The sequence below is a fragment of the Saccharomonospora amisosensis genome (assembly GCF_011761185.1).
Taxonomy (GTDB): Bacteria; Actinomycetota; Actinomycetes; order Mycobacteriales; family Pseudonocardiaceae; genus Saccharomonospora_A; species Saccharomonospora_A amisosensis.
The window spans coordinates 609,794-634,883 of sequence record NZ_JAAOYM010000001.1 but is presented as its reverse complement, the minus strand read 5'-3'; the positions used below and the strand labels follow the sequence as shown (position 1 = coordinate 634,883).

22 protein-coding genes are annotated in these 25,090 nt (G+C 68.0%); 9 read left to right on the top strand and 13 right to left on the bottom strand.

From position 1 onward, the window contains the following. Positions 1 to 2 precede the first annotated feature (2 nt). From FHU38_RS03175 to FHU38_RS03165, 3 genes are all read left to right on the top strand, one after another. On the top strand, positions 3 to 308 hold the full coding sequence (locus tag FHU38_RS03175) for a MoaD/ThiS family protein (RefSeq protein ID WP_167166323.1): 306 nt from the start codon (positions 3 to 5) through the stop codon (positions 306 to 308). 105 nt (positions 309 to 413) lie between these two features. Next, complete coding sequence (locus FHU38_RS03170) at positions 414 to 1,277, top strand: phosphatidylinositol-specific phospholipase C/glycerophosphodiester phosphodiesterase family protein (RefSeq protein WP_167166321.1); 864 nt, start codon at positions 414 to 416, stop codon at positions 1,275 to 1,277. A gap of 416 nt (positions 1,278 to 1,693) precedes the next feature. After that, positions 1,694 to 2,344, top strand: coding sequence for a LysM peptidoglycan-binding domain-containing protein (locus FHU38_RS03165; protein WP_167166319.1), 651 nt, complete (start codon positions 1,694 to 1,696; stop codon positions 2,342 to 2,344). Between the two features lie 258 nt (positions 2,345 to 2,602). Here the strand turns inward: FHU38_RS03165 and FHU38_RS03160 are convergent, their stop codons facing one another. From FHU38_RS03160 to FHU38_RS03145, 4 genes are all read right to left on the bottom strand, one after another. Next, positions 2,603 to 3,565, bottom strand: coding sequence for a molybdenum cofactor biosynthesis protein MoaE (locus FHU38_RS03160; protein ID WP_167166316.1), 963 nt, complete (start codon positions 3,563 to 3,565; stop codon positions 2,603 to 2,605). Continuing rightward, positions 3,562 to 4,041, bottom strand: a complete 480-nt coding sequence (moaC, locus tag FHU38_RS03155) for a cyclic pyranopterin monophosphate synthase MoaC (protein ID WP_167175440.1) — start codon at positions 4,039 to 4,041, stop codon at positions 3,562 to 3,564. The genes FHU38_RS03160 and moaC overlap by 4 nt, the downstream gene beginning before the upstream one ends. Before the next feature lie 34 nt (positions 4,042 to 4,075). Next, a complete protein-coding gene (locus tag FHU38_RS03150; protein WP_167166314.1) occupies positions 4,076 to 5,479 on the bottom strand; it encodes an NAD-dependent malic enzyme in 1,404 nt (467 codons plus the stop codon). 95 nt (positions 5,480 to 5,574) lie between these two features. After that, positions 5,575 to 5,778, bottom strand: a complete 204-nt coding sequence (locus FHU38_RS03145) for a hypothetical protein (RefSeq protein WP_208415903.1) — start codon at positions 5,776 to 5,778, stop codon at positions 5,575 to 5,577. A 64-nt stretch (positions 5,779 to 5,842) separates the two neighbouring features. Between FHU38_RS03145 and FHU38_RS03140 the strand changes: the two genes are divergently transcribed. Then, the gene (locus FHU38_RS03140) at positions 5,843 to 8,083 is read left to right on the top strand and encodes a helicase-associated domain-containing protein (RefSeq protein ID WP_167166310.1); all 2,241 of its coding nucleotides are present in this window, start codon (positions 5,843 to 5,845) and stop codon (positions 8,081 to 8,083) included. Between the two features lie 66 nt (positions 8,084 to 8,149). Here FHU38_RS03140 and FHU38_RS03135 read toward each other — a convergent pair whose 3' ends face one another. The 6 genes from FHU38_RS03135 to FHU38_RS03110 all read right to left on the bottom strand — a co-directional run bounded on the left by FHU38_RS03135 (position 8,150) and on the right by FHU38_RS03110 (position 14,062). Further along, positions 8,150 to 8,644 (bottom strand): DUF742 domain-containing protein, encoded by a 495-nt coding sequence (locus tag FHU38_RS03135; RefSeq protein ID WP_167166307.1) that lies wholly within the window; start codon positions 8,642 to 8,644, stop codon positions 8,150 to 8,152. Beyond that, positions 8,637 to 9,056, bottom strand: coding sequence for a roadblock/LC7 domain-containing protein (locus FHU38_RS03130; protein ID WP_167166305.1), 420 nt, complete (start codon positions 9,054 to 9,056; stop codon positions 8,637 to 8,639). Before FHU38_RS03130 ends, FHU38_RS03135 begins: the two co-directional genes overlap by 8 nt. A 145-nt stretch (positions 9,057 to 9,201) precedes the next feature. Then, positions 9,202 to 9,810, bottom strand: a complete 609-nt coding sequence (locus FHU38_RS03125) for a GTP-binding protein (RefSeq protein ID WP_167166303.1) — start codon at positions 9,808 to 9,810, stop codon at positions 9,202 to 9,204. Further along, the gene (locus FHU38_RS03120; RefSeq protein ID WP_167166301.1) at positions 9,791 to 10,555 is read right to left on the bottom strand and encodes a DUF742 domain-containing protein; all 765 of its coding nucleotides are present in this window, start codon (positions 10,553 to 10,555) and stop codon (positions 9,791 to 9,793) included. The genes FHU38_RS03125 and FHU38_RS03120 overlap by 20 nt, the downstream gene beginning before the upstream one ends. A 75-nt stretch (positions 10,556 to 10,630) precedes the next feature. Further along, the gene (locus FHU38_RS03115; protein WP_167166299.1) at positions 10,631 to 11,089 is read right to left on the bottom strand and encodes a roadblock/LC7 domain-containing protein; all 459 of its coding nucleotides are present in this window, start codon (positions 11,087 to 11,089) and stop codon (positions 10,631 to 10,633) included. Between the two features lie 3 nt (positions 11,090 to 11,092). Then, positions 11,093 to 14,062, bottom strand: coding sequence for a sensor histidine kinase (locus tag FHU38_RS03110; protein WP_313886651.1), 2,970 nt, complete (start codon positions 14,060 to 14,062; stop codon positions 11,093 to 11,095). Between the two features lie 567 nt (positions 14,063 to 14,629). Here FHU38_RS03110 and FHU38_RS03105 point away from each other — a divergent pair. From FHU38_RS03105 to FHU38_RS03090, 4 genes are read left to right on the top strand one after another with little or no spacing between them, the layout of a single operon-like run. Beyond that, the gene (locus tag FHU38_RS03105; RefSeq protein WP_167175437.1) at positions 14,630 to 15,655 is read left to right on the top strand and encodes an ABC transporter substrate-binding protein; all 1,026 of its coding nucleotides are present in this window, start codon (positions 14,630 to 14,632) and stop codon (positions 15,653 to 15,655) included. Position 15,656: 1 nt separating this feature from the next. Continuing rightward, positions 15,657 to 16,430 carry an ABC transporter permease gene (locus FHU38_RS03100; protein ID WP_167166295.1) on the top strand — a complete coding sequence of 258 codons (774 nt, stop codon included), beginning with the start codon at positions 15,657 to 15,659 and terminating at the stop codon, positions 16,428 to 16,430. Then, entirely contained in the window at positions 16,427 to 17,236 is an 810-nt protein-coding gene (locus tag FHU38_RS03095) for an ABC transporter permease (RefSeq protein WP_208415532.1), read from the top strand. The genes FHU38_RS03100 and FHU38_RS03095 overlap by 4 nt, the downstream gene beginning before the upstream one ends. Before the next feature lies 1 nt (position 17,237). After that, positions 17,238 to 18,032 (top strand): ABC transporter ATP-binding protein, encoded by a 795-nt coding sequence (locus FHU38_RS03090; RefSeq protein ID WP_167166293.1) that lies wholly within the window; start codon positions 17,238 to 17,240, stop codon positions 18,030 to 18,032. 20 nt (positions 18,033 to 18,052) lie between these two features. Here FHU38_RS03090 and FHU38_RS03085 read toward each other — a convergent pair whose 3' ends face one another. From FHU38_RS03085 to FHU38_RS03075, 3 genes are all read right to left on the bottom strand, one after another. Next, entirely contained in the window at positions 18,053 to 18,376 is a 324-nt protein-coding gene (locus tag FHU38_RS03085; RefSeq protein WP_167166290.1) for a YciI family protein, read from the bottom strand. A gap of 133 nt (positions 18,377 to 18,509) precedes the next feature. Beyond that, complete coding sequence (gene mdlC / locus FHU38_RS03080) at positions 18,510 to 20,090, bottom strand: benzoylformate decarboxylase (protein ID WP_167166288.1); 1,581 nt, start codon at positions 20,088 to 20,090, stop codon at positions 18,510 to 18,512. Between the two features lie 172 nt (positions 20,091 to 20,262). Continuing rightward, complete coding sequence (locus FHU38_RS03075) at positions 20,263 to 22,788, bottom strand: sensor histidine kinase (protein ID WP_167166286.1); 2,526 nt, start codon at positions 22,786 to 22,788, stop codon at positions 20,263 to 20,265. Positions 22,789 to 23,161: 373 nt separating this feature from the next. On the opposite strand from FHU38_RS03075, the gene FHU38_RS03070 reads away from it, so the two are divergent. Then, positions 23,162 to 24,808 (top strand): DNA repair helicase XPB, encoded by a 1,647-nt coding sequence (locus FHU38_RS03070; RefSeq protein WP_167166284.1) that lies wholly within the window; start codon positions 23,162 to 23,164, stop codon positions 24,806 to 24,808. Positions 24,809 to 25,090 lie beyond the last annotated feature (282 nt).

Genomic DNA, 25,090 nt, shown 5'->3' with positions numbered 1-25,090 from the left:
CCGTGAGCTCGGCGACTTCAGGGCCGACCTCGCTCGACGAGGGGGAGCAGCACGCCACCACCGTGCTCGTGCGGTACTTCGCGTCCGCACGGGCGGCAAGCGGGGTGGATTCCGAACTCGTGCGGCTACCACCTGGCGCTTCGGTTGGCGAGGCCGTCGATCAGTTGCGAGCGATGCATCCGGGTGAGCTTTCTCGCATCCTCGATGCCGCGAGCTTCCTGCTCGACGGCATGGCGGTGCGCGATGTCACCCGGCAGCTCCCCGACGGTGCGGAGTTGGACGTGCTGCCACCCTTCGCCGGGGGCTGACCCGCCGATGATCCGCAGCGGTTGCGAGTGATTTTCGTCATTTCGTGACCCTGCCGAGAAGAGCCGTTCACCTGGCGGCCCACTGGCCCGCGCAGGCTGAGCCGCATGTCGCTCTCCCGTCGCATGCTCGCGGCTGCGCTGTCGGCCCTGACCCTGTTGACGCTACTCAGCGCGCCCGCGGCGGCACACGCTCGCCCCGGCGACCGCAGCGTCCGCCCGCTCGCGCAGGCGCACGCGCACAACGACTACGAGCACTCCCGCCCGCTGTTCGACGCGCTCGACCAGGGCTTCACCAGCGTCGAGGCCGACGTCTACCTGGTCGGCGACCAGTTGCTGGTCGGCCACGACCCTGAGGACCTGACGCCGGAACGGACGCTGGAGTCGCTCTACCTGGAACCGCTGCGCGAGCGGGTGGTGGACAACCACGGCAAGGTGTACCGGCGCAAGATCGACTTCCAGCTGCTCGTGGACATCAAGAGCGACGCGATCACCACCTACGCCGCGCTGGAGCGACGGCTGCGCGATCCCCGGTACTCGTTCATGTTCACCTCCTACGACGCGGGTAAGGTGCGCCGACACGCCGTGACGGTGGTGCTTTCCGGCAACCGGCCCAGGGCGGTGCTCAGCGCGCAGCGGCATCGACTGGCGTTCTACGACGGCCGCATCGCCGACCGGACCGACCTCGGCCCCGGCTCCGACGCGGGCCTGACACCGCTGGTGTCGGACAACTGGACCAAGCTGTTCTCCTGGACCGGCGAGGGCCGTTTCCCTGCCCAGGAACGCGCTCGGCTGCGCGAGCTCGTCGAGCAGGCGCACGCGGCCGGGCAGCGGGTGCGGTTCTGGGCTACCCCGGACGACGACACCCCGGCGCGGACGGCGGTGTGGGAGGAGTTGCTGGCGGCCGGTGTTGATCACATCAACACGGATGATCTTGCCGGTCTCGCGGCTTTTCTGACGGCCGCGAAGTAGTCACGAACGGAGCAAAGGCGCTACAACTGACGTGACCCATGCCTCACTTTGAGTGAAAAGTCTCGACTCGGATACGGCTCGATAACGAGGCTTCTACCTGCGAAAACATCATGATCGTCGAAGGTTGCGTGCCGTTACTGTGACTTAGCTCACGGTTCCAAGGATTTCCGATACAGCTCGTCGTTACGTACCGTCGCTTCTCGGTTGGCCCCGACCGACCAAGCAAGACGGGATTCCGTTGCGCCGAGCCCAGTCCGGCGGGATCCCGAACCATAACCCCGAGCGAAAGAAAACTTCCGGACTGGGACGAGAGGAGACGTCCGCCGGCACGGCGATGTCAACCGGCCAACAAGGTCGGTCAGACCTTCGGGTCTGCCTCGCCACTCGACAGGCGCGGAAGATGAGACCGAGTCGAAATGGCTTATCGAGGCAAGCACCGTAAACCTTCCGCTGCGTCCCGAAACATGGCTCGCGTGGCTGTTGCGGGCCTCGCTGTCGGCGCCCCGCTGGCTATCGCTGCGACCCCCGCGCAGGCCGATAGCGTCAACTGGGACGCCATCGCACAGTGCGAGAGCGGTGGCGACTGGAGCATCAACACCGGTAACGGTTACTACGGCGGACTCCAGTTCAAGCTGAGCACCTGGCAGGCGTACGGCGGCAGCGGCATGCCACACGAGGCGTCCCGTGCGGAGCAGATCCGCGTCGCGGAGAACGTCCTGCAGGGCCAGGGCATCGGTGCCTGGCCAGTCTGTGGCGCCAAGGCAGGCTCCACCGCCAGCTACGAGAGCAGTAACACCGGCGGTGCCGAAAGCACCTCCTCGGTCGAGACCGCGGCCCCCGCGCCGCAGGCCCCGGCTCCGGCTCCGGCTCCCGCCCCGGCACCCGCACCGAGCGTGGCCGAGTCGAACCCCAACGGCGACTACACCGTGGTCGCGGGCGACACGCTGTCGAAGATCGCCAGCGAGCACAACGTCGCGGGTGGCTACATGAAGCTCGTCGAGCTCAACGAGGGCTTCATCTCCAACCCCGACTTCATCGTGGTCGGCCAGAAGATCGCCACCAAGTGACCTCCCCGAAGGTCTGAGGGTGTCGACAACGGCACCGATGCCCGCCGATCGCTGATCGGCGGGCGCGGGAGGGGTCCCACCGCGTCCCCCGGGCGGTGGGACCCCTCATCCCGTCCCTTGACAACAAGAAGACCACTCTCGGCGCGGATTGGCGGCCTTGGCGAACCGTCGGCCGAACCCACCATGCGACGAGACAGTGCGGGCCCCGCCGAAAGGCCATGTGACCGACGGCGTCGGTGGGCCATCCAGAGATACAGCTCAGGGCGAGTTGACCCATTCGTCGGTGCCGTCGGCGAAGTGCTGGTGCTTCCACACTGGAAGCCGCGCCTTGACCTCGTCCACCAACTCGGCACAGGTCGCGAAGGCCTCGGCCCTGTGCTCGGCGGCGACAGCGCAGGCAAGCGCCACGTCGCCGATCTCCAAAGCCCCCAGCCGGTGGCTGACCGCCACCGCCCGCAGGCCGCTCCTTCGCCCCACAACCTCCGAAACGACCCTGGCAAGCACCTCGCCCGCGGTCGGGTGTCCCTCGTAGTACAAGGAGGTCACCGACCGACCGTCGTCGTGGTCGCGAACAACACCGCCGAAGGTCACCACGGCACCCGCGCCCACCTCACGCACGAGCTGGGCGTGCTCCTCCACCGACAGCTCCGACTCGGTCACCTGCGCGAGCGCTACCCGAGCCGTCGGCGTGAGCTGCCCGTTCTCCTGCTGGTTGCCGTTCTCCTGTTGAGTGCCGGCACCGGTCCTCGGATGGTCCCCGCCCGCGATCTGATCGACAGCATGGTCGAGCACTCCGGCAAGCACCTCCAGCCCGTCATTCACACCGCCCCGCGAGCCCGGCAGGTTCACGATCAGCGTCCGCCCCGCGACACCGGCCATCCCTCGCGACAGGATCGCGGTCGCCACCTTGTCCTGCCCCGCTGCCCTTACCGCGTCGGCAAGCCCGGGAAGCTCGTAGTCCAGCAACTGGGCTGTTGCCTCGGGAGTGCGGTCGGTCGGTGAGATCCCGGTGCCACCCGTAGTGATCACGACGTCGACCTCGTCGGAGAGACTTTCCCTCAGCGCCTGCGCCACCGGCTCACCGTCGGGCACCACGACCGGCTCGGGCACCTCGTAGGAACGTTCGGCGAGCCACCTGGTGATGATGGGGCCGGTCTGGTCGGCGTAGACGCCGTTGGCTGCGCGATTCGAGGCCACGATCACTCTCGCGGTGCGCTTCATCGGTGCTCCTCCCGATGCCAGGTCCCGGTCTTGCCGCCGGCCTTGCGCTCCAGCCGCACCTCGTCGAGCGAGGCGGCGGGATCGACCGCCTTGATCATGTCGTGCAGCGTCAGTCCGGCCACCGCGACGGCGGTCAGCGCCTCCATCTCCACACCCGTGCGGTCGCTGGTTCGAGCCGTGGCCTCGATGCGCACGCTGTCGGTGTCGAGTTGGAAGTCCACGTCCACCTTGGTCAACGCGATCTGGTGACACAGCGGGATCAGCTCAGGCGTGCGTTTGGCGCCGAGCACTCCCGCGATGCGCGCGGTAGCCAGGGCGTCACCCTTGGGCAGCCCGTTCGACGACAACAACCGGACCACCTCGGTGGTGGTACGCACCCTGCCACTGGCCACCGCCGTGCGCGCGGTCACGTCCTTGCCGGAGACGTCGACCATGCGGGCTGTGCCCGTCTCGTCGACGTGGCTGAGCTCATTCATGCTCATTCATGCTCATTCATGCTCACTTGCTCACTCACGATGCCGAGGCTACTTCTTCTTCCCCACGAGCGGCGGCCCTGACCGCCTCAGCGACGGCGGGCGCCACCGCTGAGTCGAACACGCTCGGCACAATGAAGGACGCGTTGAGCCGATCATCGACGACGTCCGCGATGGCATTGGCCGCCGCCAGCAGCATCTCGTCGTCGATCTGGTGCGCCTGCGCGTCGAGCAGTCCCCGGAAGAAACCTGGGAAAGCCAGCACGTTGTTGATCTGGTTCGGATAGTCGCTACGCCCGGTCGCCACGACGGCGGCGTGCCGCTGCGCTTCAAGCGGGTCGATCTCCGGGTCGGGGTTGGCCAGCGCGAAAACCACGGCGTCGTCGGCCATCGTCGCGACATGCTCGGCACCGAGCAGGTTGGGGGCCGATACGCCGATGAACACATCCGCACCTACCAGCGCCTCGTGCAGCGTGCCTGAGAAGGCTTCCCTGTTGGTGTTCTCGGCCACCCAGCGCAAGTTGTCGTCGAGGTGATGCCTAGCGCCGTGCACGGCCCCTTCGATGTCGACGGCGACGATGTCGGCGGGTGACTTACGCAACAACAGCCGGATGATCGCCGAACCGGCGGCGCCGACACCACTGACGACGATCCGGCACTTCTCGATCGGTTTGCCGATCACGCGCAGGGCGTTGCGCAGAGCTGCCACCACCACGATCGCCGTGCCGTGCTGATCGTCGTGGAACACCGGGATGTCCAACTGCTCCCGCAGCCGTGCCTCGATCTCGAAACACCGTGGCGCGGCGATGTCCTCCAGGTTGATTCCCGCGTAGACAGGGGCAAGCGCGCGAACGATGCGGATGATCTCGTCGGGGTCCTGTGTGTCCAGGCACACCGGCCAGGCGTCGACGCCCGCGAACTTCTTGAACAGCGCGGCCTTGCCCTCCATCACCGGCAAGGCCGCGGCCGGGCCGATGTTGCCGAGGCCGAGCACGGCCGAACCGTCGGTGACCACGGCGACCGTGTTGCGTTTGATGGTGAGCCTGCGCGCGTCGTCCGGGTTCGCGGCGATCGCCTGGCACACCCGCGCGACGCCGGGCGTGTAGGCACGCGACAGGTCGTCGCGGTTACGCAGCGCGACCTTAGGGGTCACCTCCAACTTGCCGCCGAGGTGCATCAGGAACGTGCGGTCGGACACCTTGCGCACCCGAACACCCGCCAGCGTGTCGAGCGCCTTGGTGATGTCCTCAGCGTGATCGGCCGACAACACATTGGCCGTGATGTCCACCACGATGACATCGGAGTGCGACTCGACGACGTCGAACGCGGTGAGCACGCCGCCGACCCGACCCACGGCGCTGGTCAGATCACCCGCGGCGCTTGCCGAAGGCGGGGCTTCCAGTCGCACGGTGATCGAGTAACCGGGCCCGGGAACCGGCATGGAACTACCCCCGCATCAAAAACTCTGCGCTATAGGGGAGAACACTAGCTCCCCTGGTGCAGGGGCCGACGGCCAGGATGGTGACTGACCAGTAACTATGCGGACTTGTTGATCTCGGTGTGCGGGTGCTCGTACGGCACGGAATCCAGCGGAAAAGTCACGTCGCCGAACGGCGAGAGCGCACCCTGCCGGTCGGCGGCGAGCTCGGAAACCGGGTGCTCGCCCACGGGTACCTCGGGCCAGGTGGGGTCGATCCGCTTGCGCTTGCGGTCATCCAACTTCGCCACGTCGTCCTCCATCCGCTCAACCAACCACTGAGCACAGTGTGCCCGATGGCCTCGAACGGGAGATATCGTGGTCACGATGGCCGCCACCTCTCTCGCGGACTGGCTGTGTTCGGCATCCGACGACATGCTGACCAACCTGCTGTGCGCAAGGCGCGACCTCGCGACGCCCCCGCCTGCCGACTCCGCCGTGCTCGCCACCCGCGCGAGCACGGCGGGCTCGATCGCGCGCGCGTGCGAGCGGCTCGACACCGCCACGCTGGCGGTGCTGGAAACACTGCTGGTGGCAGGAGCCGACACCGAACCGGTGCACGTCGCCCACATCGCCGAACTCGCGGGCCAGGACATCGCGGTTCAGCTCGACCGGCTGCGCGCGCTCGCGCTCGTCTGGGGCGACGACGAGGGATTCCGTGTCCCGCCCGCCGCACGCGAGGTCTTCGGTCCGTTCCCCGCAGGACTGGGTACTTCCTGCCTGAACCTGTCCGCAGCGGACCTGCCCGGCACGCTCGCGGAACTTGGCGAGGACGAGCGAGCGCTGCTCGACATACTCGCCAAGGGCCCACCCATCGGCCGAACCAGGGACGCGGCCGAGGAGCCGGCCGGTGCCTCGGCCGCCACCCCGGTGCGGCGGCTGCTGGCGCGCGGGTTGCTGCTGCGCAGGGACGAGGCGACCGTCGAGTTGCCGAGGGAAGTGGGCATCGCGCTGCGCGGCGGCAGGGTGATCGAGGACGGCAAGCTCGAAGCACCCCGACTGCCCGTCACCAGGCGCGAGCGTTCCACGGTGGACCGGGCCGCGGCCGGTGAGGCGATGGAGTTCGTTCGCCACCTGGAGTCACTGCTGACGCTGTGGTCACAGCAGCCCTCGCCCGTACTGAAAGCGGGCGGGCTCGGGACGCGAGAGCTCAAACGCGTCGCCAAGGAACTCGAGGTTGACGAGGGCAGGGCCGCGCTGTTGGTGGAGTTGGCCGTCGGTGCCGGGCTGGCCGCGGTGAGTGACGAGGCCACCGCCGAATGGCTGCCGACGACACTGGCCGACTCGTGGTTGGCGGCACCGCCCGCCGGTCGCTGGCTCACCATCGCTCGTGCCTGGCTGGACCTGCCCCGGTTGCCCGGCCTGGCAGGCACAAGGGACCCCAGGGGCAAGGCGCTGGCGCCGCTGTCGGAGGAGTTGCGCCGACCGCAGGCGCCCACGGCTCGCCGCCGCGTCCTCCAGACCCTTTCGGAACTGCCCGAGGGAGCCGGGGTCGACGACGTGGAAGCGCTCGTGGCTCTGCTCGCGTGGCGGGCTCCCAGGTGGGGCGGCAGGCTGCGCGACGAGATGGTGCGCTGGGCTATGGCCGAAGCCACCGCCATCGGGGTGGTCGCGCTGGGCTCGATACCCGCTGCCACCACGGAACTGCTGGCTGGCGAGCAGCACGCGGCGGCCTCGGCCATGGCGGAGGCGATGCCGAAGCCGGTGGATCACGTACTCGTGCAGGCCGACCTCACGGTGGTGGCACCCGGCCCGCTGGAACCGGAACTGGCAACGGAGATCGCGGCGGTCGCCGACGTGGAGTCGGCAGGCCACGCGACGATGTACCGGGTCAGCGAGGCTTCCGTGCGGCGGGCACTGGACAGTGGGCGCACGGCGGCGGAGCTGCACGAGCTTTTCCGCACCCGTTCGGCCACCCCGGTGCCGCAATCGCTTTCGTACCTGATCGACGACGTGGCTCGCAGGCACGGCAGGCTTCGCGGCGGCGCGGCCGCCTCGTTTCTTCGCTGTGACGACGAGGTGCTGATCGCGGAGGTTCTCGGCAGCGGCGTGGCCGGTGACTACGAGCTTCGCAAGATCGCTCCCACGGTGCTGGTGAGCCCGTACCCGCTCGCGGAGGTGCTGGAGGGTCTGCGTGGGGCGGGCTTCGCGCCCGCGGCCGAAGGACCGGACGGCCGGATCGTCGACCTGCGGCCAAGCGGCAGGCGGACCGCAGTACGGGCTCGACCCGCGCGACGCGGCGCCGTCGAGTCCACCGGCATCAGCGCGGAGCAACTGAACGCCGTCATCGCCCACATCCGGGCGGGAGACAAGGCGGCACGCAGCCGCAGGGGCACGGTGGTGCGCCTGCCCGGCGGCGGTGGGGCGGACACCTCGGCGACGCTGGCCCTGCTGACCAGGGCCACGCGCGAACAGCGGGAGGTGTGGATCGGCTTCGTCGACTCGCACGGCACGGCGGCACAGCGGGTGATCACGCCGGTGCGGGTCGGCGGCGGCATTCTCGAAGGTTCCGACAACGAGCGCTACCCGCTGCACCGCATCACCTCGGCGGCACTGGTGGAGGACTGACCCCGTAGGCAACCCCGGATACGTCGGGAACGCAGAACTCGCGGACGACAGCGGGGGACTCGCGGGTTACAGCGAGCGCAGACCTTCCAGAATCCTCGTCATGAAGTCGTGCGAGGAGGCGTCGGACAACACGAAGCCCGGCTGCTGGACCTGCACGGCCCCAGAATTGGCGAGGTCGTCCACGATCACCTTCACCACGCCGAGTGGCAGTCCCGCGAAGGCGGCGATCTCGGCGATCGAGTGCACCTTCACACACAGGTCACAGATGAAGCGCTGCTCAGGTGAGCTGACCCCGTGGTACCACCGGCCGCGCTCGGTGGTGGCGACCAAGGCCTCCAACGCCAGTTCCTTCGCGGGCCGGGTTCGCCCGCCGGTGCGTGCGTAGGGCCGAACCAGCGACCGGTGAGTGAACCTGGGCGGGGGCGGGGGTTGCGCGCGGACGCGTTTGGTCAACTGGGCAACGTGCCGGACGCTGCCGAGGTCGAACCTGCTCGGCGAGTCGAACGACTCGCGGCCCGTTCCCTTATTCAGGGCCTCCCACTCGTCCACTGTTCTATCCACGAACACCGCCCTGTAACTGAGCACGCAGCTCCGGAGTCAACTGCTGGCCCACCCGGTCGACAAGCAGCGTCATCTCGTACGCGACCGTGCCGATGTCCGCCGCCGGTGCGGCGAGCACGGCCAGACACGAACCATCGCTGATCGACATGAGAAACAGGTAGCCACGCTCCATCTCGACAACGGTTTGATGGACAGTACCGCCCTCGAAGCACCGCGAAGCACCCAATGTGAGCGAAACCAGCCCGGAGGCGACCGCGGACAGTTGCTCCGCCCGCTCCCTCGGCAACCCATCCGAACCCGCGAGGAGCAGACCGTCCGCCGACACCACCACGGCGTGCGCGGCACCCGGCACCCTTCGCACGAAATCGGTGATCAGCCAGCCGAAACCGCCGCGCTGCGCCGAAGCTGTCACTGTCCCTCCTCGCCTACCGCCCGGTTTCGCCCTCACCCAGCGGCAAGACTATTAGCCAGGTCAAACCTGTCGAGGGCACAAGCCTCATTCGCTCGGGTGAATCACTCCGAGTGCCGGTGCGGCGCACCCGAGGAACCTGGGCGGCTCAGCCCACCTGTAATGCCGAATCGTGCGAGATCGCGTGTTGCACCACCGAGATCAGCACCTGTTTCGCCGACTCCCGCTCCCTCGCGTCACACGCCATGATCGGAACGGACGGCGAGATCGTCAGCGCGTGCCGCACGTCCTCGATCTGATGGTGCAGCAACCGGTCGAAGCAGTTGATCGCCACGATGTAGGGCAGCTTGCGATTCTCGAAGAAGTCGATGGACGGGAACGCGTCCGCCAACCTACGGGTGTCCACGAGCACGACCGCGCCGATCGCACCGAGCGCGAGGTCATCCCACATGAACCAGAACCGGTGCTGCCCCGGCGTGCCGAAGATGTACAGCACCAGGTCGGAGTCCAGCGTGATCCTGCCGAAGTCCATCGCGACGGTGGTGGTGACCTTGTTCGGTGTCGACGAAAGGTCGTCCACCGAAACGCTGGCCTCCGTCATCGACGCCTCGGTCGTCAGCGGATCGATTTCGGATACCGCGCCCACCAGCGTGGTCTTGCCTACCCCGAAGCCACCGGCGACCACGATCTTCGCCGACTGAGTCGGGCCTGACGTCGCCGGCGTGTTCGCGGACGCGTCAAATTCTCCGAAGCCCACTGAGCACCCTTTCCATGAACTCGATACTGGGCCGGTCTCCCACCATGGACGACGCGGAATGAATGAGCACGAGCCCGAGACCGGCTACGTCACCGACAAGGACCCTGACTACACCGAGCGGCAGCCGAAGCAGCGCGGCCACCTCCGCGACCGACCGCGTGTCGAGGCACAGCCCGCAGATGGACCTGTGCTCCGGCACGCGCACCTTCTCCAACCGCCTGCCCCGCTCGCTGGTGGAGATCAGCGCCTCGATCGCGAGATCGTAGTCCGGTTTCGTCCTGCCCTTCGTGCGGAAATAGGGACGGACCAGTCCTGACGTCTCGGCAGGCGACTCGGGCTCGACGTCCGCCTGCCTCGGCACGGGAGACGGGGTGAGCTCCTGAGAGGAGGGCCCAGGGTCCACCGCCGGATCGCGAAACGGGGAGAACCCCACCGCCTCCTGAGGAGGTTCGATCATCCCGCCGCCACCCATGCCGTACAGCTCGGCTCCCGGCCCGCTCAGCAACTGCTGACGATATTCCGTGACATCGAACTCGGCTGGACCTTGCGAACCGATGTCCGCGGGCCGCAGCCATTCGGCCGAGTCGTCCAGCCGCCGCCCCGGCAGCGAGTCGTCCACCCGCCGTAGCCGCCAGTCGCTGTCGTCGCGGCCACGACGAGGGGTGGCGCTCGGATCGCCACGCCTTCGCCCGGCCGCGCGGTCCCTGTCGAGCCGACGGTCACCACGTGAGTGCCCGGAATTCACGGGGTTCTCCTCAGTGTTTGTTCACCGAACTGCGTCTATGCCGAAAACTCCATCGGTCCACTCATGGCCGTGCGGTTACCGCCGCGTCGAGCCCTGTAGCTGCGCGCGCAACTCCGGGGTCATCTGCTGGCCCACCCGGTCCACGAGCAGTGTCATCTCGTACACGACAAGGCCGATGTCGCTGTCCGGCGCACCGAGCACGGCAAGGCACGAACCGTCGGACACCGACATCAGGAACAGGAAGCCGTTGGCCATCTCCACCACGGTCTGGGCGACCGTGCCGCCCTCGAAGACCTGTGCCGCGCCGCGGGCCAGGCTTGTCAGGCCCGACGCCACCGCGGCGAGCTGATCAGCCCTGTCCTTCGGCAGCCCGCGTGACGACGCGAGCAGCAGGCCGTCGGCGGAGACGACGACAGCATGTGCCGCGCCGGGCACGCGGTGCACGAAGTCGCTGATGAGCCAAGCGAAGCTCCCCTTCTGCGCCGAGTTGCCTTGCTTGGGGACACCCGACTGCGCTGAACCCGCCCGTGTCAACTCTTACTCCTTCGCCCCGTTGTGACGGGGGCCTGCCCCCGCCTCGTCGAACTGCTCGCCTTGGTCCGACGGCTCCTTGAGCGCGTGACGCCCGCTTTGGTAACCACGCTGAAAACTCCGCATTCGGTTGCGTGCCGCCTCCGCCGACCTGGCGATGGCAACCTGGCCAGGTTCGCCCACCGTCGCGTCGGTGAACCCGTCTCCCCTGCTCGGAAGCACCGAGCCCGGGACCAAGTATGCGTTGGGTACCCGCTTGGGCAGCCCGGCCGGGGTCATCTCCTCGTCCTTCGACTCCAGCAGCGCGTGCGCTGCTTGCCAACCGCTGTCCGATACGCTGCGCCAACCGCTGTCGGCCGCCGCTGCCACCGGCTCCGACCGGTCCTGTTCGGACCCGGGGTCGATATCGACGGCCTCCCGATCGTCCTGTTCGGATTCCACCGCGGCCGCGTCGTCGGCGGCCTCCTCGCTGAACCAGCGCGAAAGCACCGACTGGTAGATCGGCAGCCTTCTGGTCGGCACATCGTCGTCCAGCGCGCTGCCCTCGTCGGCCTCGGCTTGCTCGCCGGTCGACTCGTGCCGGTATGCCTGCGAGGACATCGGCGTGCTGTGCGGTTCTCGCTTCGGCAGCGGGTTCGCCTGACCACCGGCCACGCCCTGCGCGGAATCGGGCGATTCCGACGGCCACTGCGGTTCGTCCGTGCGGGAAGGCGGGGGTTGCGGCGCAGGCTCATGACTGACGAACGGTCCCGCCGCCTTGCCGGGCCCTGCCACCAAGTCGTCGAGGCTGATGGGCTTGTCCAGCGGCGTCAGGCCGTTCTCGTCGGGCACGGGCTTGGGTGCGGAAGGCGGGGAGGGCGCGGGAGGCGTCGGGGGCAGCATCGTCGTCTCCTCCGGGTCCGCGCTGGGGAACGGGATCGAAGGCGACGACAGTTCCGAGCGCTGCTCGGGAACCGATGCTCGCGGCAGCGCCTGCACCGTGTGCGGCGCGCTGGTCAACAGCTCGGTCGGCACGACCACCCGCGCGATGACACCGCCCTCGATGTCCTCGTTCTCCCGCAGCCGCACTTCGATCCCGTGCCGCTTCGCGAGGCGTGCCACCACGTAGAGGCCCATCCGCCTTGTCACGGAGACGTCGAGGTCTGGAGGGTCGGCGAGCCGCACGTTGGCCTCGTCCAGTTGCTCCTCGTTCATACCGACGCCGCGGTCGGTGATTTGCACGGCCAGCGCGTGCCGCCTCGTAACCACCGCGCGCACGCTGATCTTGGTTTCCGGTTCGGAGAAGTAGGTCGCGTTGTCGAGCAACTCGGCGAGCAGGTGCACCAGGTCGTGCACCGCCCGGCCCTGCACGGCTACGTCGGGCACCGAACCCACCTCGACGCGCGCGTACTGCTCGATCTCCGAGACGGCCGCGCCGATGACGTCGGCCGCCGGCACTGGTTTGGACACCGACTTCGTCAGTCCCGCGCCGGAAAGCACGAGCAGGCTCTCACCGTTACGCCGCAACCGGGTGGCGAGGTGGTCCAGCTCGAACAGGCTGGCGAGCTGGTCGGGATCCTGCTCGTCGGCTTCCAGCCGGTCGATCACTCCGAGCTGGCGTTCCACGAGGCGCTGGCTGCGCCGGGACAGGTTGACGAAGATACCGTTGACGTTCTCGCGCAGCAGGGCCTGCTCGGCGGCCATCCTGATGGCGCGCTCGTGGACCACGTCGAACGACCTCGCGACCTCGCCGATCTCCTCGCGGCTGTTCACCGGCACCGGGTCCACCGCGTTGCGCGAAGCCTCGATGGGGTTCGGGTCGGCGAGGATGCGACGCACGGTCTCCGGCAGCCGCACGTAGGCGACCTCGAGCGCGCTGGAGCGCAGCTGGCGTAGCGGCTTGATGAGGGCGCGAGCGATCACCAGCATCAGCACGACCGTGGCGACGAGCGCGGCGACGACGAGCGCGAAGAACACCCAGGCGGCGTCGGTCGCGTCACCGGCCAGCGCGGACGCCTGCGCACGCAGCCGGTCCAGCAGCGTGCTCTCCACCTGCCGCATCATGTCGGTGGTCGCCCTGCCGTCCGCGGTGAGCCGTCCGACGTCGATGTCCAGGTCCTCACTCGAGGACGCACGGGCGAACGCGGTGGCGACGATGCGTTCCCGGTTGTCCACCTCCGCGCCGGACACCCGGTCGGCATAGAGCTGCTGCTCGTCCAACGTGGCGTTGGCGTTGAAGGAGTCGATGGCGGCCTGCGCGCTCGCCTGCGCGGCGAACGTGCGTTCCAGCAGGTCCGCGGGAAAGACGTCGCGTCCCGCCGCGATCTGCAGTGCGGCGTTCTGCCTGGCCACGAACTCCTTGGCCTCGCCAAGGGCCTGCACCGTCGTGCCACGGCGGAGCAGTTCCCTGTCGGTCACCGCCAGGTTCACCTCGCGGCCGAGCTGCAGCAGATCGCTCAGGATCGAGGTGTAGGTGACGAAGGCGGCGAGGTCGGGAAACGCCGTATTGTTGATCTTGGCGCGTAGCGGGTCGAGAGCGGTGAGGCGTTGCAGCGCCTGGTCGTAGTTCTGCTCGGTGGCCTCGTCGGGAAACTCCAGGTCGGTCACCGCCGCACGCAGGTCCTGTACCGCGGCGTCGACCTTCGTGATCTGCGCGTCCAGCGCCGCCCGGTCCGCCGACCCGTTGGCCATCCTCGCGACCGCGAGGGTGCGCTCGCCCTGGAGTTGTTGCACCACGGCCGTAACCCTGGCGGCCACGTCGAACTGATCGGCTGTTCGCTGGAACTCCTTCGCGCTGTTGAGCTCGCCAACGGCGCGCAATCCGCCGAAGGTCAGGGCCGTGACCAGCGGAATGATCAGCACGACGGCCAGCTTCGACCGCAGCGGCCAGTTTCGCAGTCTCCACCGGGACCCGCCCGGTTCCGTCGGCTGTTTAGAGCCCGCCTGTTCCTGGGCAGCACCCGGCCCACCTACGGCCGCGGTCTCACTGTTCGGCACCGCTCTACCACCATCGTTCTCCGAGCCGGATCCGACCCCGGCATCCTGGCCGAGCACTTCGTTACTTTCCGCGCATTCGCCATAGCCCCCTGTCACCCCATTGGAGGTCAAGCAGCGGAAGCATCGCGTCAGGCCACCACACTGGTCAACCCACGTCTGGTGGATGACTCACACCGAAGCGTCGACATCGTAGAGGTCGACTCCAACACTTAGTCACTCTTTCGTCACACTTCGGAGGTTCGTTTCGCGCGGGAGACACAGAAGGTAGCGAAGACCACCGTTCGATGTAACCCTCGATGGTCAACTGACAGCAAACCTGAGTGCACAAGTTCGCCGTCAAGGCACGTTCTACAGGGCAGAAGTAAACCTACAGTTAATTTCGCCACACTATGTTCCACCCGATCGTGGGCCATAGAGTACCGATCGGCTCGGTTCCGGCACGCATTGTGATGACCGCGCTGGATCTCTACAGTAGCCGTGGCTCGCTGAGTTGTCGGGGTGTCTTTCGCTCAGTTGGCCTTACCCACACAAGACACCGGCTCATCGCCTCATACCTGAGGAGTGGCATTGCTTCGACACGGCACCACCACCGCACGACGACCGCGCAGACGCGCGAGGCTGGCCACGGTGGTTGCGACAATCGGTCTGCTGGCTTCGGTCAGCGGGTGCGGACTGCTCGGTGGCTCTGACGAATCCTCCGAATCCGGAGGTAACGGTTCGGTAGAGAAGTCGAACATCACGATCGCGACACTGCCAGCCATCGATGTCGCACCACTGCACCTGGCCGTGAAGAACGGATATTTCAAGGAAGAGGGCCTCAACGTCAAGATCGACCAGGCCGCGAGTGGCCAGGCCGCGCTGACGAAACTGATCGGTGGCGACGCCGACATCACCTTCTCCAGCTACGTCCCGTTCCTCGTGGCGCAGAGCAAGGGTGCCGCCGACATCAAGTTCGTCGCCGACGCCGTTTCCACCACTCCGGACGCGATCCAGCTCGTCACCATGCCCAACTCGTCGGTGAAGAGCGTGAAGGATCTGGAGCACAAGAAGATCGGCGTCTCTGCGCTCAACACGATCTCCGACGCGCTGGTCAAGTCGGCGATGAAGACCAACGGACTGGACTTCAAGACCGTGGAGTGGGTCCCGGTGTCCTTCCCCGACATGGCGGGCGCGCTGTCGCGAGGTGACGTCGACGCGGCGCTGATGATCGAGCCGTTCCTGACCGCCTCGGCGAGCTCCACGGGAACCGTACCGGTCATCGACGTCGCGACCGGCCCAACGAAGGACTTCCCGCTGGCCGGTTACGGCGCGCTTTCCAGCTTCGTGGAGCAAAACCCCAAGACGGTCGCCGCGTTCCAGCGCGCCATGAAGAAGGCGAGTGACGATGCCCAGGACCGCAGCAAGGTGGAACCGGTGCTGGTGGACCAGGCCAAGGTGGAGCCCGCGATCGCCTCGCTGGTGAAGCTGCCGCAGTTCCACGCCACTTTGGACGCTTCGAGACTGCAACGCGTCGCCGACCTCATGGTCGAGTTCGACATCGTCAAGGAGAAGATCGATGTCGGACCGATGATCGTCCAACCCTCCGAAACCTGACGTGCGACCTGTAGTACGAAACCTGGCCGGCCTGGTCGCGTTCCTGGGTGTCTGGGAACTCGCGGCCAGGTCCGGCCTGGTACCGCAGCGCGACGTTCCACCTGCCAGCGTCGTGCTCACCAGGACGGTGGAGTTGCTCGGGCAGGAGAGTTTCGTTCGTGACGTGATTGCCAGCCTGCTGGCATGGGCGATCGCGTTGGGCGCGGCGACCGCGATCGCCGTGCCCGCCGGGCTCGTGCTGGGCAGCCTGCCCGCGGTGCGGGTGGCGACAAGGGCCATCGTGGAATTCCTGCGGCCGATACCTTCGGTCGCGTTGATCCCGCTGGTGATCCTGGTCATCGGGGGAGGACCGGAGTCCAAGATCGCGCTGGCGATCTACGCCGCGATCTGGCCGATCCTTTACAACACGATCTACGCTTTCGACGAGATCGACCCATTGCTCATCGACACCGCACGCTCGTGCGGCGCCGGTAGGTCCGCCGTACTGGCCACGGTGGCGCTCCCGCACTCGGCGCCGTTCGTGTTCACCGGCATCCGGATGTCGGCGGCCGTCGCGCTGATCGTCGTGGTGAGCACCGAGTTCATAGCGGGGGCCAGCAGCGGCATCGGGAAGTTCATTCTCGAGTCCGCCTCCGGCGGGGGGCGGATGGACCTCGTACTCGCGGGCACGGTGGTGGCAGGAGTGTTCGGATACCTGGTGAACGACGGCCTCGAACGCCTCGGCAATCGGTTGTTCCGCTGGCACACGGCGACAACCGCACAGGAGGCGGCATGAACTCGCTGCTCGGTTTCGTCCGCAGATGGGCGCTGTTTCTCGTGGCCGTGGCGCTGTGGGAGGTGGCGGCTCGGCTCGGGGAAAGCCCGTTCTTCCCCCCGCCGACGACGATCATCGGCAGCGCCGCCGACACCTGGCTTTCCGGCCCTGCCACCCGGCTGTTCCTCGGCGACAGCGTGTTCGACGACGTGCTTCCCAGCCTGGGCAGGGTATTCGGTGGCTGGGCGATCGCGGTGCTGGTCGGTGTCGGCCTCGGCACCGTGCTCGGCAGGTCGAGGACCGGCATGGACTATGTCGGGCCGTTGTTCGCCTTCATGCGCGCCGTGCCGCCCCCGACGCTCATCCCCGTCTTCCTCGTGCTGTTCAGCATCGGCACACCCATGAAGCTGGCCACCATCGTCTTCGGTTCGGTGTGGCCGATCTTGCTGAACACTGTGGACGGCGTGCGCTCGGTCAGCACCACGCAGCAGGAGACGGCGCGATCGTTTCGAACGCCACGGCCGTACTGGATCGCTATGGTGGTATTGCCCGCCGCGTCGCCCAAGATCTTCGCGGGGTTGCGGTTGAGCCTTTCGCTTGCCCTCATCCTCATGGTGGTCTCGGAGATGGTCGGGGCTACCGACGGCATCGGCTACGAACTGATCTTCGCGCAGCAACGGTTCGACTTCGCGGCGATGTGGGCGTGGATCGCACTACTCGGCGCGCTCGGTTACGGGCTCAACGCCTTGCTACTCATGGTCGAGCGTCGCATGCTCGGCTGGCAGCACACCAGTGTCGCCGCGAACGCCAAGACCGCAGGAGCTTGATATGGCAACGATGTTGGAGGTGACCGGCCTCACCCACCGCTATGGTGGCGCGGACAGCGATCACCTCGCGGTGAACGAACTGACGTTCAGCGTCGAAACGGGGCAGTTGGCCTGCATTGTCGGGCCCTCCGGCTGTGGCAAGTCGACGCTGCTTCGCTGCATCAGCGGGCTCATCCGCCCTTCGGGCGGTGAGGTCAAGCTGCACGGTGACAGGGTGGACGGGGTACCGGAGGACCTGGCCGTGGTGTTCCAGGACTACAGCCGCTCGCTGTTCCCGTGGCTGTCCGTGCGGCAGAACGTGGAGTTCCCGCTGCGCTGGAAGAAGCTCAGCCGAACCGAACGCAGGCAACGGGCAGAGGAAGCGCTTGAGTGGGTTGGCCTGCCCGGTGTCGGCGGGAAGTACCCGTGGCAGCTTTCCGGTGGCATGCAGCAACGGGTCTCGATCGCGAGGGCACTGGCGCGGCGGCCCGCCCTGCTGCTGATGGACGAGCCGTTCGCGTCCGTGGACGCGCAGACCCGGTTCGAGTTGGAGGACCTGCTGCGCGGGGTGCAGGTGCAAAACCACAGCACGGTCCTGCTGGTGACGCACGACATCGACGAGAGCGTCTACCTCGGTGACCGGGTGCTCGTGCTGTCGAAATCGCCGGCTTCGATCGTCGCCGACCTCACGGTCAACCTGCCCGCGGAGCGCGACCAGATCGCTACCAGGGAGGCGCCGGAGTTCGTCTCGCTGCGCGGCGAGGTGGCCAGGCTGCTGCACGGTGGCGCCCCAGCCACCGCGAAGCCGTCGGCCTGACAACCAGCCCCTGTTGGTGGCTACTCGAGCGGCCAGACCTCGACGACACCGTGGGCGACGGCGCACGGTGTGTGCGCGACCAACTCGACGGCTTCCGCGATCGTCGCCGCTGCTAACACCGAGAACCCGGCCAAGGGCAGCGAGGACCGCAGGAACGGGCCGGTTTCCGTCTCGACCCCCTCCGCGGCGTGGTTGCGCACCTGCACTGCCGTCCCCGCGATCCCGATGAGCACGCCGTTGTCCCGCAGCCGCTGGTCGTGCGCGTGCGCATCGTCTCGCAGCCGGGGGTCGGTCCGCTCGTAACCCTCCCGATCGCCGTATCCGATCGCCACGAACTTCGCCATGACACCGCCCTTCCGCGCGAGGTCAGTTGACCACGTCAGTCCCGTCGGAAGTGTTGACTTCGCGAGGCGGCAGAACTCATCGCGTGCGCGCGATGAGTCGGCGAGGTAGCCGCAGGCCCGGAAACCGCCTCGGTCAGTAGATCCGCTCCGGGCTGGGGTCTACCCGAACGTGCACGAGGCTCGGGCGAGGGTCGGCCAGTGCCGCACCGAGCGCGGGCTTGAGTTCGTCCGGCCGCTCGGCCTTGTAGGCGGAGCAACCCATCCCGGACGCGAGTGCGCCGAAGTCGATTCCGCCGAGATCAACGCCGGGCAACTTCTGGCCGCCCATCGCCTCCCCAAGGATGCGCACCGCCGCGTACTGGGTGTTGTCCAGGATCACGAACGTCACCGGCGCCTGTTCCACCGCCGCTGTCCACAGTGCCTGGATGCTGTACATGCTCGAACCATCGCCGACAACGCACACCACCTTGCGCCCCGGCCTGGCGATGGCGGCTCCCACAGCGGCGGGAACCGCCCAACCGAGCGTGCCGCTCGCGGCGGCGAGGAAACCGGTGTCACGAGCGGTGATCGGCAGGTGGTCGTGCAGCACGTTGCGATGACTGGGCGCCTCCTCCACCACGATCGCGTCGGACGGCAGCAATTCGGCGAGCACGCTGTAGACGTAGCCGCCGGACACCGGAGTCTGCTGCGCCGGTCGCGGCGGGCGCTCCAGTGGCGCGGGAGCGGCGGCACGAGAACCCGAAACGGCGGCCGCGAGCTGGGTCACGGCAGGCTTGGTCGTCGACCGGATACCGGTTCCGTACGGCGCCCTCGCCAGTACCTGCTCGTCGTCACTGACCACGAACATCGGTGGCAGCGCGATGTCCGGCTCGCCACGGTAGACGTGGTAGGTGAACGCGGGTGCGCCGAGGACGACCACCAGATCGTGCCCGGCCAGGGACTGCGCCAGCGCGATGCGTTCGGGCGTCAGGAAGCCGAGGAACAGCGGATGGTCCTCGGGGAAGGAGCATCGGCCCGACATCGGGCTGACGTACACCCCCGCCTTCACCTTCTCGGCGAGTGCGACCACATCGTCGACCGCGCCGTCCTGGTCCACTGCGGCGCCGACCACGATCGCGGGTGAAACGCTGGCCGACAACGCATCGGCCAACTCGGCCAGCGCTTCCGGGTCGGGGGCGAACCCCGCGAGCGCGCGCCTGGCCGCGACCGGAGCGGACTCGCTGTCCCAGTCGTCGGCGGGAACGGAGACGAACACCGGGCCGTAAGGCGGTTGGGCAGCCGTGTGATACGCGCGTGCCAGCGCGGCGGGCACGTCCTGCGCGCGGGCAGGCTCGCTGCTCCACTTCACGTAGGGCTTGGGGAACTCCGCGGCGTCCGTGGCGCCGAGGAACGGGTCCTCCAGCAACAGCGACCGGGTCTGCTGGCCCGCCATGATGATCAGCGGCGATCGGTTGCGGTGCGCGGTGTAGAGGCTGCCGAGTGCGTGTCCGACACCGCCCGCGGAGTGCAGGTTCACCAGCACCGGCCGCCTGGTGGCCTGCGCGTAGCCGTCGGCCATCGCGACCACCACCGACTCCTGCAGCCCCAACACGTACCGGAAGTCGGAGGGCCAGTCGGTCAGAAACGGGATCTCGGTGGTGCCCGGGTTCCCGAAAACGGTGGTGAGTCCGTATTCACGCAGCAGGTCTCGCGTGACATCGCGTACCGATCCCATGCTTGCACGCTATCCGCTCAGCCCCTCGCCTCGGAAGCCGCGGCGCGATCGTGATGATCCCGCTATGGCCGTCACCACCCGGCGCTCACGTGCGGTACGGGCCGACTCGCCGCCGGTGATGGGCGGTGATGGGCATTGCCGTCGCCGCCGTCGCGGTGGCTTCCCCCAACGCTCAGTCCGCGCGGTCCTCGCGTCCTCGCCTGACTCCGATTTGCAGCCGGGTCATCCTCGCCCTCACGTCCTCGGGTGCGCGGCTGACCCTGGTGTGCCGTTGCCCCTCTGCTGAGCGCGCCGCGGAATTCCTGCCGGGTCCGGTGCGGAACCACTGCGACAGCGCGGCCTGGTAGGCAGGCATCCGGTCGGTGGGGGTGTCCTCCTCCAGCGGGTGGCGATACTCCCCGGGCTGGTCGCCGTCGTCGACGGGCCACGACGGCAGGGTGTCGGCATCCGCCGGGTCCGGTACCTGGGCGCCCCGGTAGGCGTGTCGCCCCGCTGGTGCCGGTTCGGGCCAGGGGTGGTCGCCGTACCGCTCACCCCGCGGCCACGACACCGGCGCCGGTTCGGGTTCGGGTTCCAGCTCGCCTTCCTGCTCAAGTTCCGGTTCGGGGCCCGGCACCGGACGTGGCGGCGGTACCGGCAACGCTTCCGATCGCGCTGCCCGGGCCGGCTGCGGCTGCTGGATCGGTGCGATCGGAGCGGGGTCCACCACGCCGGGTGGCAGCGGCGACACGAACTCCACGAGAGTCGCGGGCACCACCACGCTCGCGGTGATACCCCCACCGTCGGCTGTCGCCAGCCACACCCGGATGTGGTGCCGCGCGGCAAGTCTCGCGACGACGTAGAGCCCCATCCGCCGGGAGACCTCTACGTCGACCGCGGGCGGTTCCGCGAGCCGCGCGTTGGCCCTGCGGATCTCGACCTCCGGCATGCCAGGTCCGTGGTCGGTGATGTCGATGCGCCACTCGCCGTGCGCGGTCACCGTGCTGACCACGGACACCGAAGCCCGCGGGCCGGAGTACTCGGTGGCGTTCTCCAGCAACTCCGAGATCACGTGGACGACATCGCTCACTGCCTCACCGTGAACGGCCACGCTAGGCGGTGTCCCCACCTGGACCCGGCGGTAGTGCTCGACCTCCGAGAGCGCCGCACCGATGACCTCGTCCGCGGGCACGGACTCGGGCAGTGGCCGCCCCGCGTCCTGCCCGGCGAGCACCAGCAGGTTCTCGCTGTTGCGCCGCATCCTCGTCGCGAGGTGATCGAGTTCGAACAGCCCGCCGAGAATGTCAGGGTCCTGCTCGTGTTGCTCCATGCGGTCCAGCACCGACAGTTGGCGTTCCACCAGGTCCTGACTGCGCCGGGACAGATTGACGAACATCGAGTTGACGTTCTCGCGCAGCAACGCCTGCTCACCCGCCAGCCGCACCGCTTGCCCGTGTACAGCGTCGAAGGCCCGTGCGACCTGTCCGAGTTCTTCCCTTGTGAACACCGGAACGGGCTCGATCTTCCTGCTGTAGGTGATCTCAGGGCGCGGGTTCGGATCGGCGAGGATGTCCTGCACGGCCTCGGGCAGCCGGTACTTCGCCACTTCCAGAGCGCTCGACCGCAGAGTCCGCAGTGGCCGCAGCAGCGACCTGGCGATCACCACGGTGAGCAATCCCGCGCCGAGCAGCACCCCGAGCACGATTCCGGAGTCCTTCACCGCGGAGCGCCTGGCCTGCGCGGCGAGTGCGTCGGAGCGCTGCTGGATGCCGATGAGCAGGTGGTCCTGCACCCGCTTGACCAAGTCCACCGTGGTGGTCGAGGCCTCGTCCCAGGCCGGGGCCGACAGTTCGGTGAGGTCTGCTCCTGACCGCGCGCTCGCCAGCACCGAGTCGGCCATGTCGTTGGCGGCATCCACCTCCGGACCGATCACGGTGTCGGCGTAGTCACCTCGCTGCCCAGGGGTGGCGTACTTCAGGAACTCCTCGCGGGACGCTTGCAGCATCGTCGCGGCGGCCAGCAACGCGCGTTCGGTGTCCGGCGGCACACTGCCCCGCTCAAGCGCCTCGGCGACGAGTGCCCTTCTCACCGACAGTTGCTCCTTGACTCGGGCCAGCGCCCCGCCCGCGAGTCGGGTGCGGACCAACGTGTCGTCCACCACGTTGGCGGCCGCCTGGTCGCCTTCGTCGAGCAACCCGGAGATCAGCTCGCTGTAGGAGTGCGCCACCGCGTCGGACGGCTGCCGGGAGTGCTGGCCCGCATAGCGAAGTTCGGTGAGCACGTCGAGCCGGTCGCGCATCCGCTCGAAGCTCGCGGTGGCCCGCACCGAAAGCGATGGAGCCGAAGCGACCAGTGTGCGCTCGAACACACCGGCGGTGGCGTCCACTCGCTCTCGTTGCCGCGCCATCTCGTCGGTGTCGCCGGTGCGCCCCGCGGCGACGTAGCCGACGGTGAGATCCCGTTCGCGCTGCAGTTCATGTACGAGGTCGGCGACCGTGCTGTCCACGCGTACTCGCTCGGCACCTTCGGCGAACCGGCTGGCACGCTGCAGGTCCGCCATGGCCCGCAGGCCCAGTAGCGCCACCACGGCGAGGGTCGGCACCACCAGCACCACGATCAGTTTGGTGCGCAGTCGCCAGTTGCGAAGCCACCACCGGCCCCCCACGTGTCGATGCTCCGCCGCGCCACCAGCAGGGGGACGCTCGCTGCGACGGGTCACCTGGCTTCCTTTGTCGAACCGCAGTCAGGGGGCACGTCCCCAGAAACGACTCGAGAGTAGCGACACACCGCCGTGCCCCAGAAGACGCCCGCAGATTCAGCACGATTGCCGCCGATGGTATTGGCACCGCCAGTGCCGACTCCACCACAATGGCGAAAACCACCTCCAGATTTCGCGGCCGATTCCGCCCGGCCTAGGCCTGCTACTCCGACTGCTGGAGTCAATTCCGCTGCTCGCGGGCGAACTCCCGGCTTTTGGGCGAGAATGAGCCTGCCCGTCTACCCGAATCCGATTCGGGTATTGCGAAGCCCGCGACCTGCTCGCCACCGCCCGAACCGCAACGTTGTCGCGTCGGCGACGTATAAAGGACGATGTGAGTAATGGCCCCTTGATCGTCCAGTCGGACAAGACCGTGCTGCTCGAGGTCGACCACGAGCAGGCGGAGGACGCCCGCATCGCGATCGCGCCGTTCGCCGAACTGGAGCGTGCGCCAGAGCACGTCCACACCTACCGCGTCACTCCGCTCGCGTTGTGGAACGCCCGCGCGGCGGGCCACGACGCCGAGCAGGTGGTAGACGCGCTTACCACGTACTCGCGCTTCCCGGTTCCGCAGCCGCTGCTGATCGACGTCGTCGACACGATGGGCCGGTTCGGCAGGCTGCAGATCCTCAACAGTCCCGCGCACGGCCTGGTGCTGGCCACCACCGACCGCGCCGTGCTGGAAGAGGTGCTGCGCAGCAAGAAGATCAGCCCCATGCTTGGCGCACGCATCGACGACGACACGGTCGTGGTGCACCCCTCCGAGCGCGGCAGGCTCAAGCAGGCACTGCTGAAGGTGGGTTGGCCTGCCGAGGACCTCGCCGGGTACGTCGACGGGGAGTCGCACCCGATCTCGCTTGCCGAGGACGGCTGGGCGTTGCGCGGCTACCAGCGCGACGCCACGCAGGCGTTCTGGGCCGGCGGCTCGGGTGTGGTCGTGCTGCCGTGCGGCGCGGGCAAGACGCTCGTCGGTGCGGCCGCGATGGCGCAGGCTCAGGCAACGACGCTGATCCTGGTGACCAACACGGTCGCGGGCAGGCAGTGGAAGCGTGAACTCGTCGCCCGCACGTCGCTGACCGAGGACGAGATCGGCGAATACTCCGGAGAGAAGAAGGAGATCCGACCGGTCACCATCGCGACCTACCAGGTCGTCACGCGCAAGACCAGGGGTGAGTACCGGCATCTGGAACTGTTCGACTCCCGCGACTGGGGGCTGATCATCTACGACGAGGTGCACCTGCTGCCCGCACCGGTTTTCCGGATGACGGCGGACCTGCAGTCGCGAAGGCGGCTGGGGCTCACGGCGACGCTGGTGCGCGAGGACGGCCGCGAGGGCGACGTGTTCTCGCTGATCGGGCCCAAGCGCTTCGATGTACCGTGGCGCGACATCGAGCAGCAAGGCTGGATCGCGCCCGCCGAGTGCGTCGAGGTCCGGGTGACACTCACCGACAGCGAACGGCTTGGCTATGCCACGGCGGAGAGCGAGGAGCGCTACCGACTTGCGTCGACGGCACGGACGAAAGTGGCCGTCATCAAGTCGATCGTGGAGCGACACGCGGGCGAGCCCACGCTTGTCATCGGCGCCTACCTGGACCAACTGGAGGAACTCGGCGCCGAACTGAACGCTCCGGTCATCCAGGGCTCCACCAGGAACGCCGAGCGTGAGAAGCTCTTCGACGCCTTCCGCCGTGGCGAGCTGGACAAGCTGGTCGTGTCGAAGGTGGCCAACTTCTCGATCGACCTGCCTGAGGCGTCGGTGGCGATCCAGGTGTCGGGCACGTTCGGTTCGCGGCAGGAGGAGGCTCAGCGGCTCGGCAGGCTGCTTCGACCCAAGGGCGACGGTCGGCAGGCCCACTTCTACTCGGTCGTCTCGCGCGACACCGTGGACACCGACTACGCGGCGCACCGGCAGCGCTTTCTGACCGAACAGGGCTACGCCTACCGCATCATCGACGCCGACGACCTGCTGCGGCCGCTGTAGCCGGGAAGCGGCCGGACCGCGGCGAGGTAGCGTCGGGCACGTCGAGGTCTTCCAGATGGTGAGAGTGAGAACCGCCACCCTCGGAAGACCTCGACCCCTACCCCGGCACCGACGCGCCACCTGGATCTACAGCCTCAACCGGGAAGAGCCGCCATGGGGGATGACGACGGGCGCCCGCCAGTTCCGTGCGCCCCATCGCGAGGCGATCGCCGAGGACTTCAATCGGTACGGCAGCAACAACCACCCGGTTGCGGTGTGCCTTCGGCGCCGGGCGGGACGGGA

What these genes read in the sequence shown, in the direction of transcription:
- FHU38_RS03170 (WP_167166321.1), top strand. Translation starts at nt 414, where the DNA reads ATGTCGCTCTCCCGTCGCATGCTCGCGGCTGCGCTGTCGGCCCTGACC.
- FHU38_RS03165 (WP_167166319.1), top strand. Translation starts at nt 1,694, where the DNA reads ATGGCTTATCGAGGCAAGCACCGTAAACCTTCCGCTGCGTCCCGAAAC.
- FHU38_RS03160 (WP_167166316.1), bottom strand. Translation starts at nt 3,565, where the DNA reads ATGAAGCGCACCGCGAGAGTGATCGTGGCCTCGAATCGCGCAGCCAAC.
- moaC (WP_167175440.1), bottom strand. Translation starts at nt 4,041, where the DNA reads ATGAATGAGCTCAGCCACGTCGACGAGACGGGCACAGCCCGCATGGTC.
- FHU38_RS03150 (WP_167166314.1), bottom strand. Translation starts at nt 5,479, where the DNA reads ATGCCGGTTCCCGGGCCCGGTTACTCGATCACCGTGCGACTGGAAGCC.
- FHU38_RS03145 (WP_208415903.1), bottom strand. Translation starts at nt 5,778, where the DNA reads ATGGAGGACGACGTGGCGAAGTTGGATGACCGCAAGCGCAAGCGGATC.
- FHU38_RS03140 (WP_167166310.1), top strand. Translation starts at nt 5,843, where the DNA reads ATGGCCGCCACCTCTCTCGCGGACTGGCTGTGTTCGGCATCCGACGAC.
- FHU38_RS03095 (WP_208415532.1), top strand. Translation starts at nt 16,427, where the DNA reads ATGAACTCGCTGCTCGGTTTCGTCCGCAGATGGGCGCTGTTTCTCGTG.
- FHU38_RS03090 (WP_167166293.1), top strand. Translation starts at nt 17,238, where the DNA reads ATGGCAACGATGTTGGAGGTGACCGGCCTCACCCACCGCTATGGTGGC.
- FHU38_RS03085 (WP_167166290.1), bottom strand. Translation starts at nt 18,376, where the DNA reads ATGGCGAAGTTCGTGGCGATCGGATACGGCGATCGGGAGGGTTACGAG.
- mdlC (WP_167166288.1), bottom strand. Translation starts at nt 20,090, where the DNA reads ATGGGATCGGTACGCGATGTCACGCGAGACCTGCTGCGTGAATACGGA.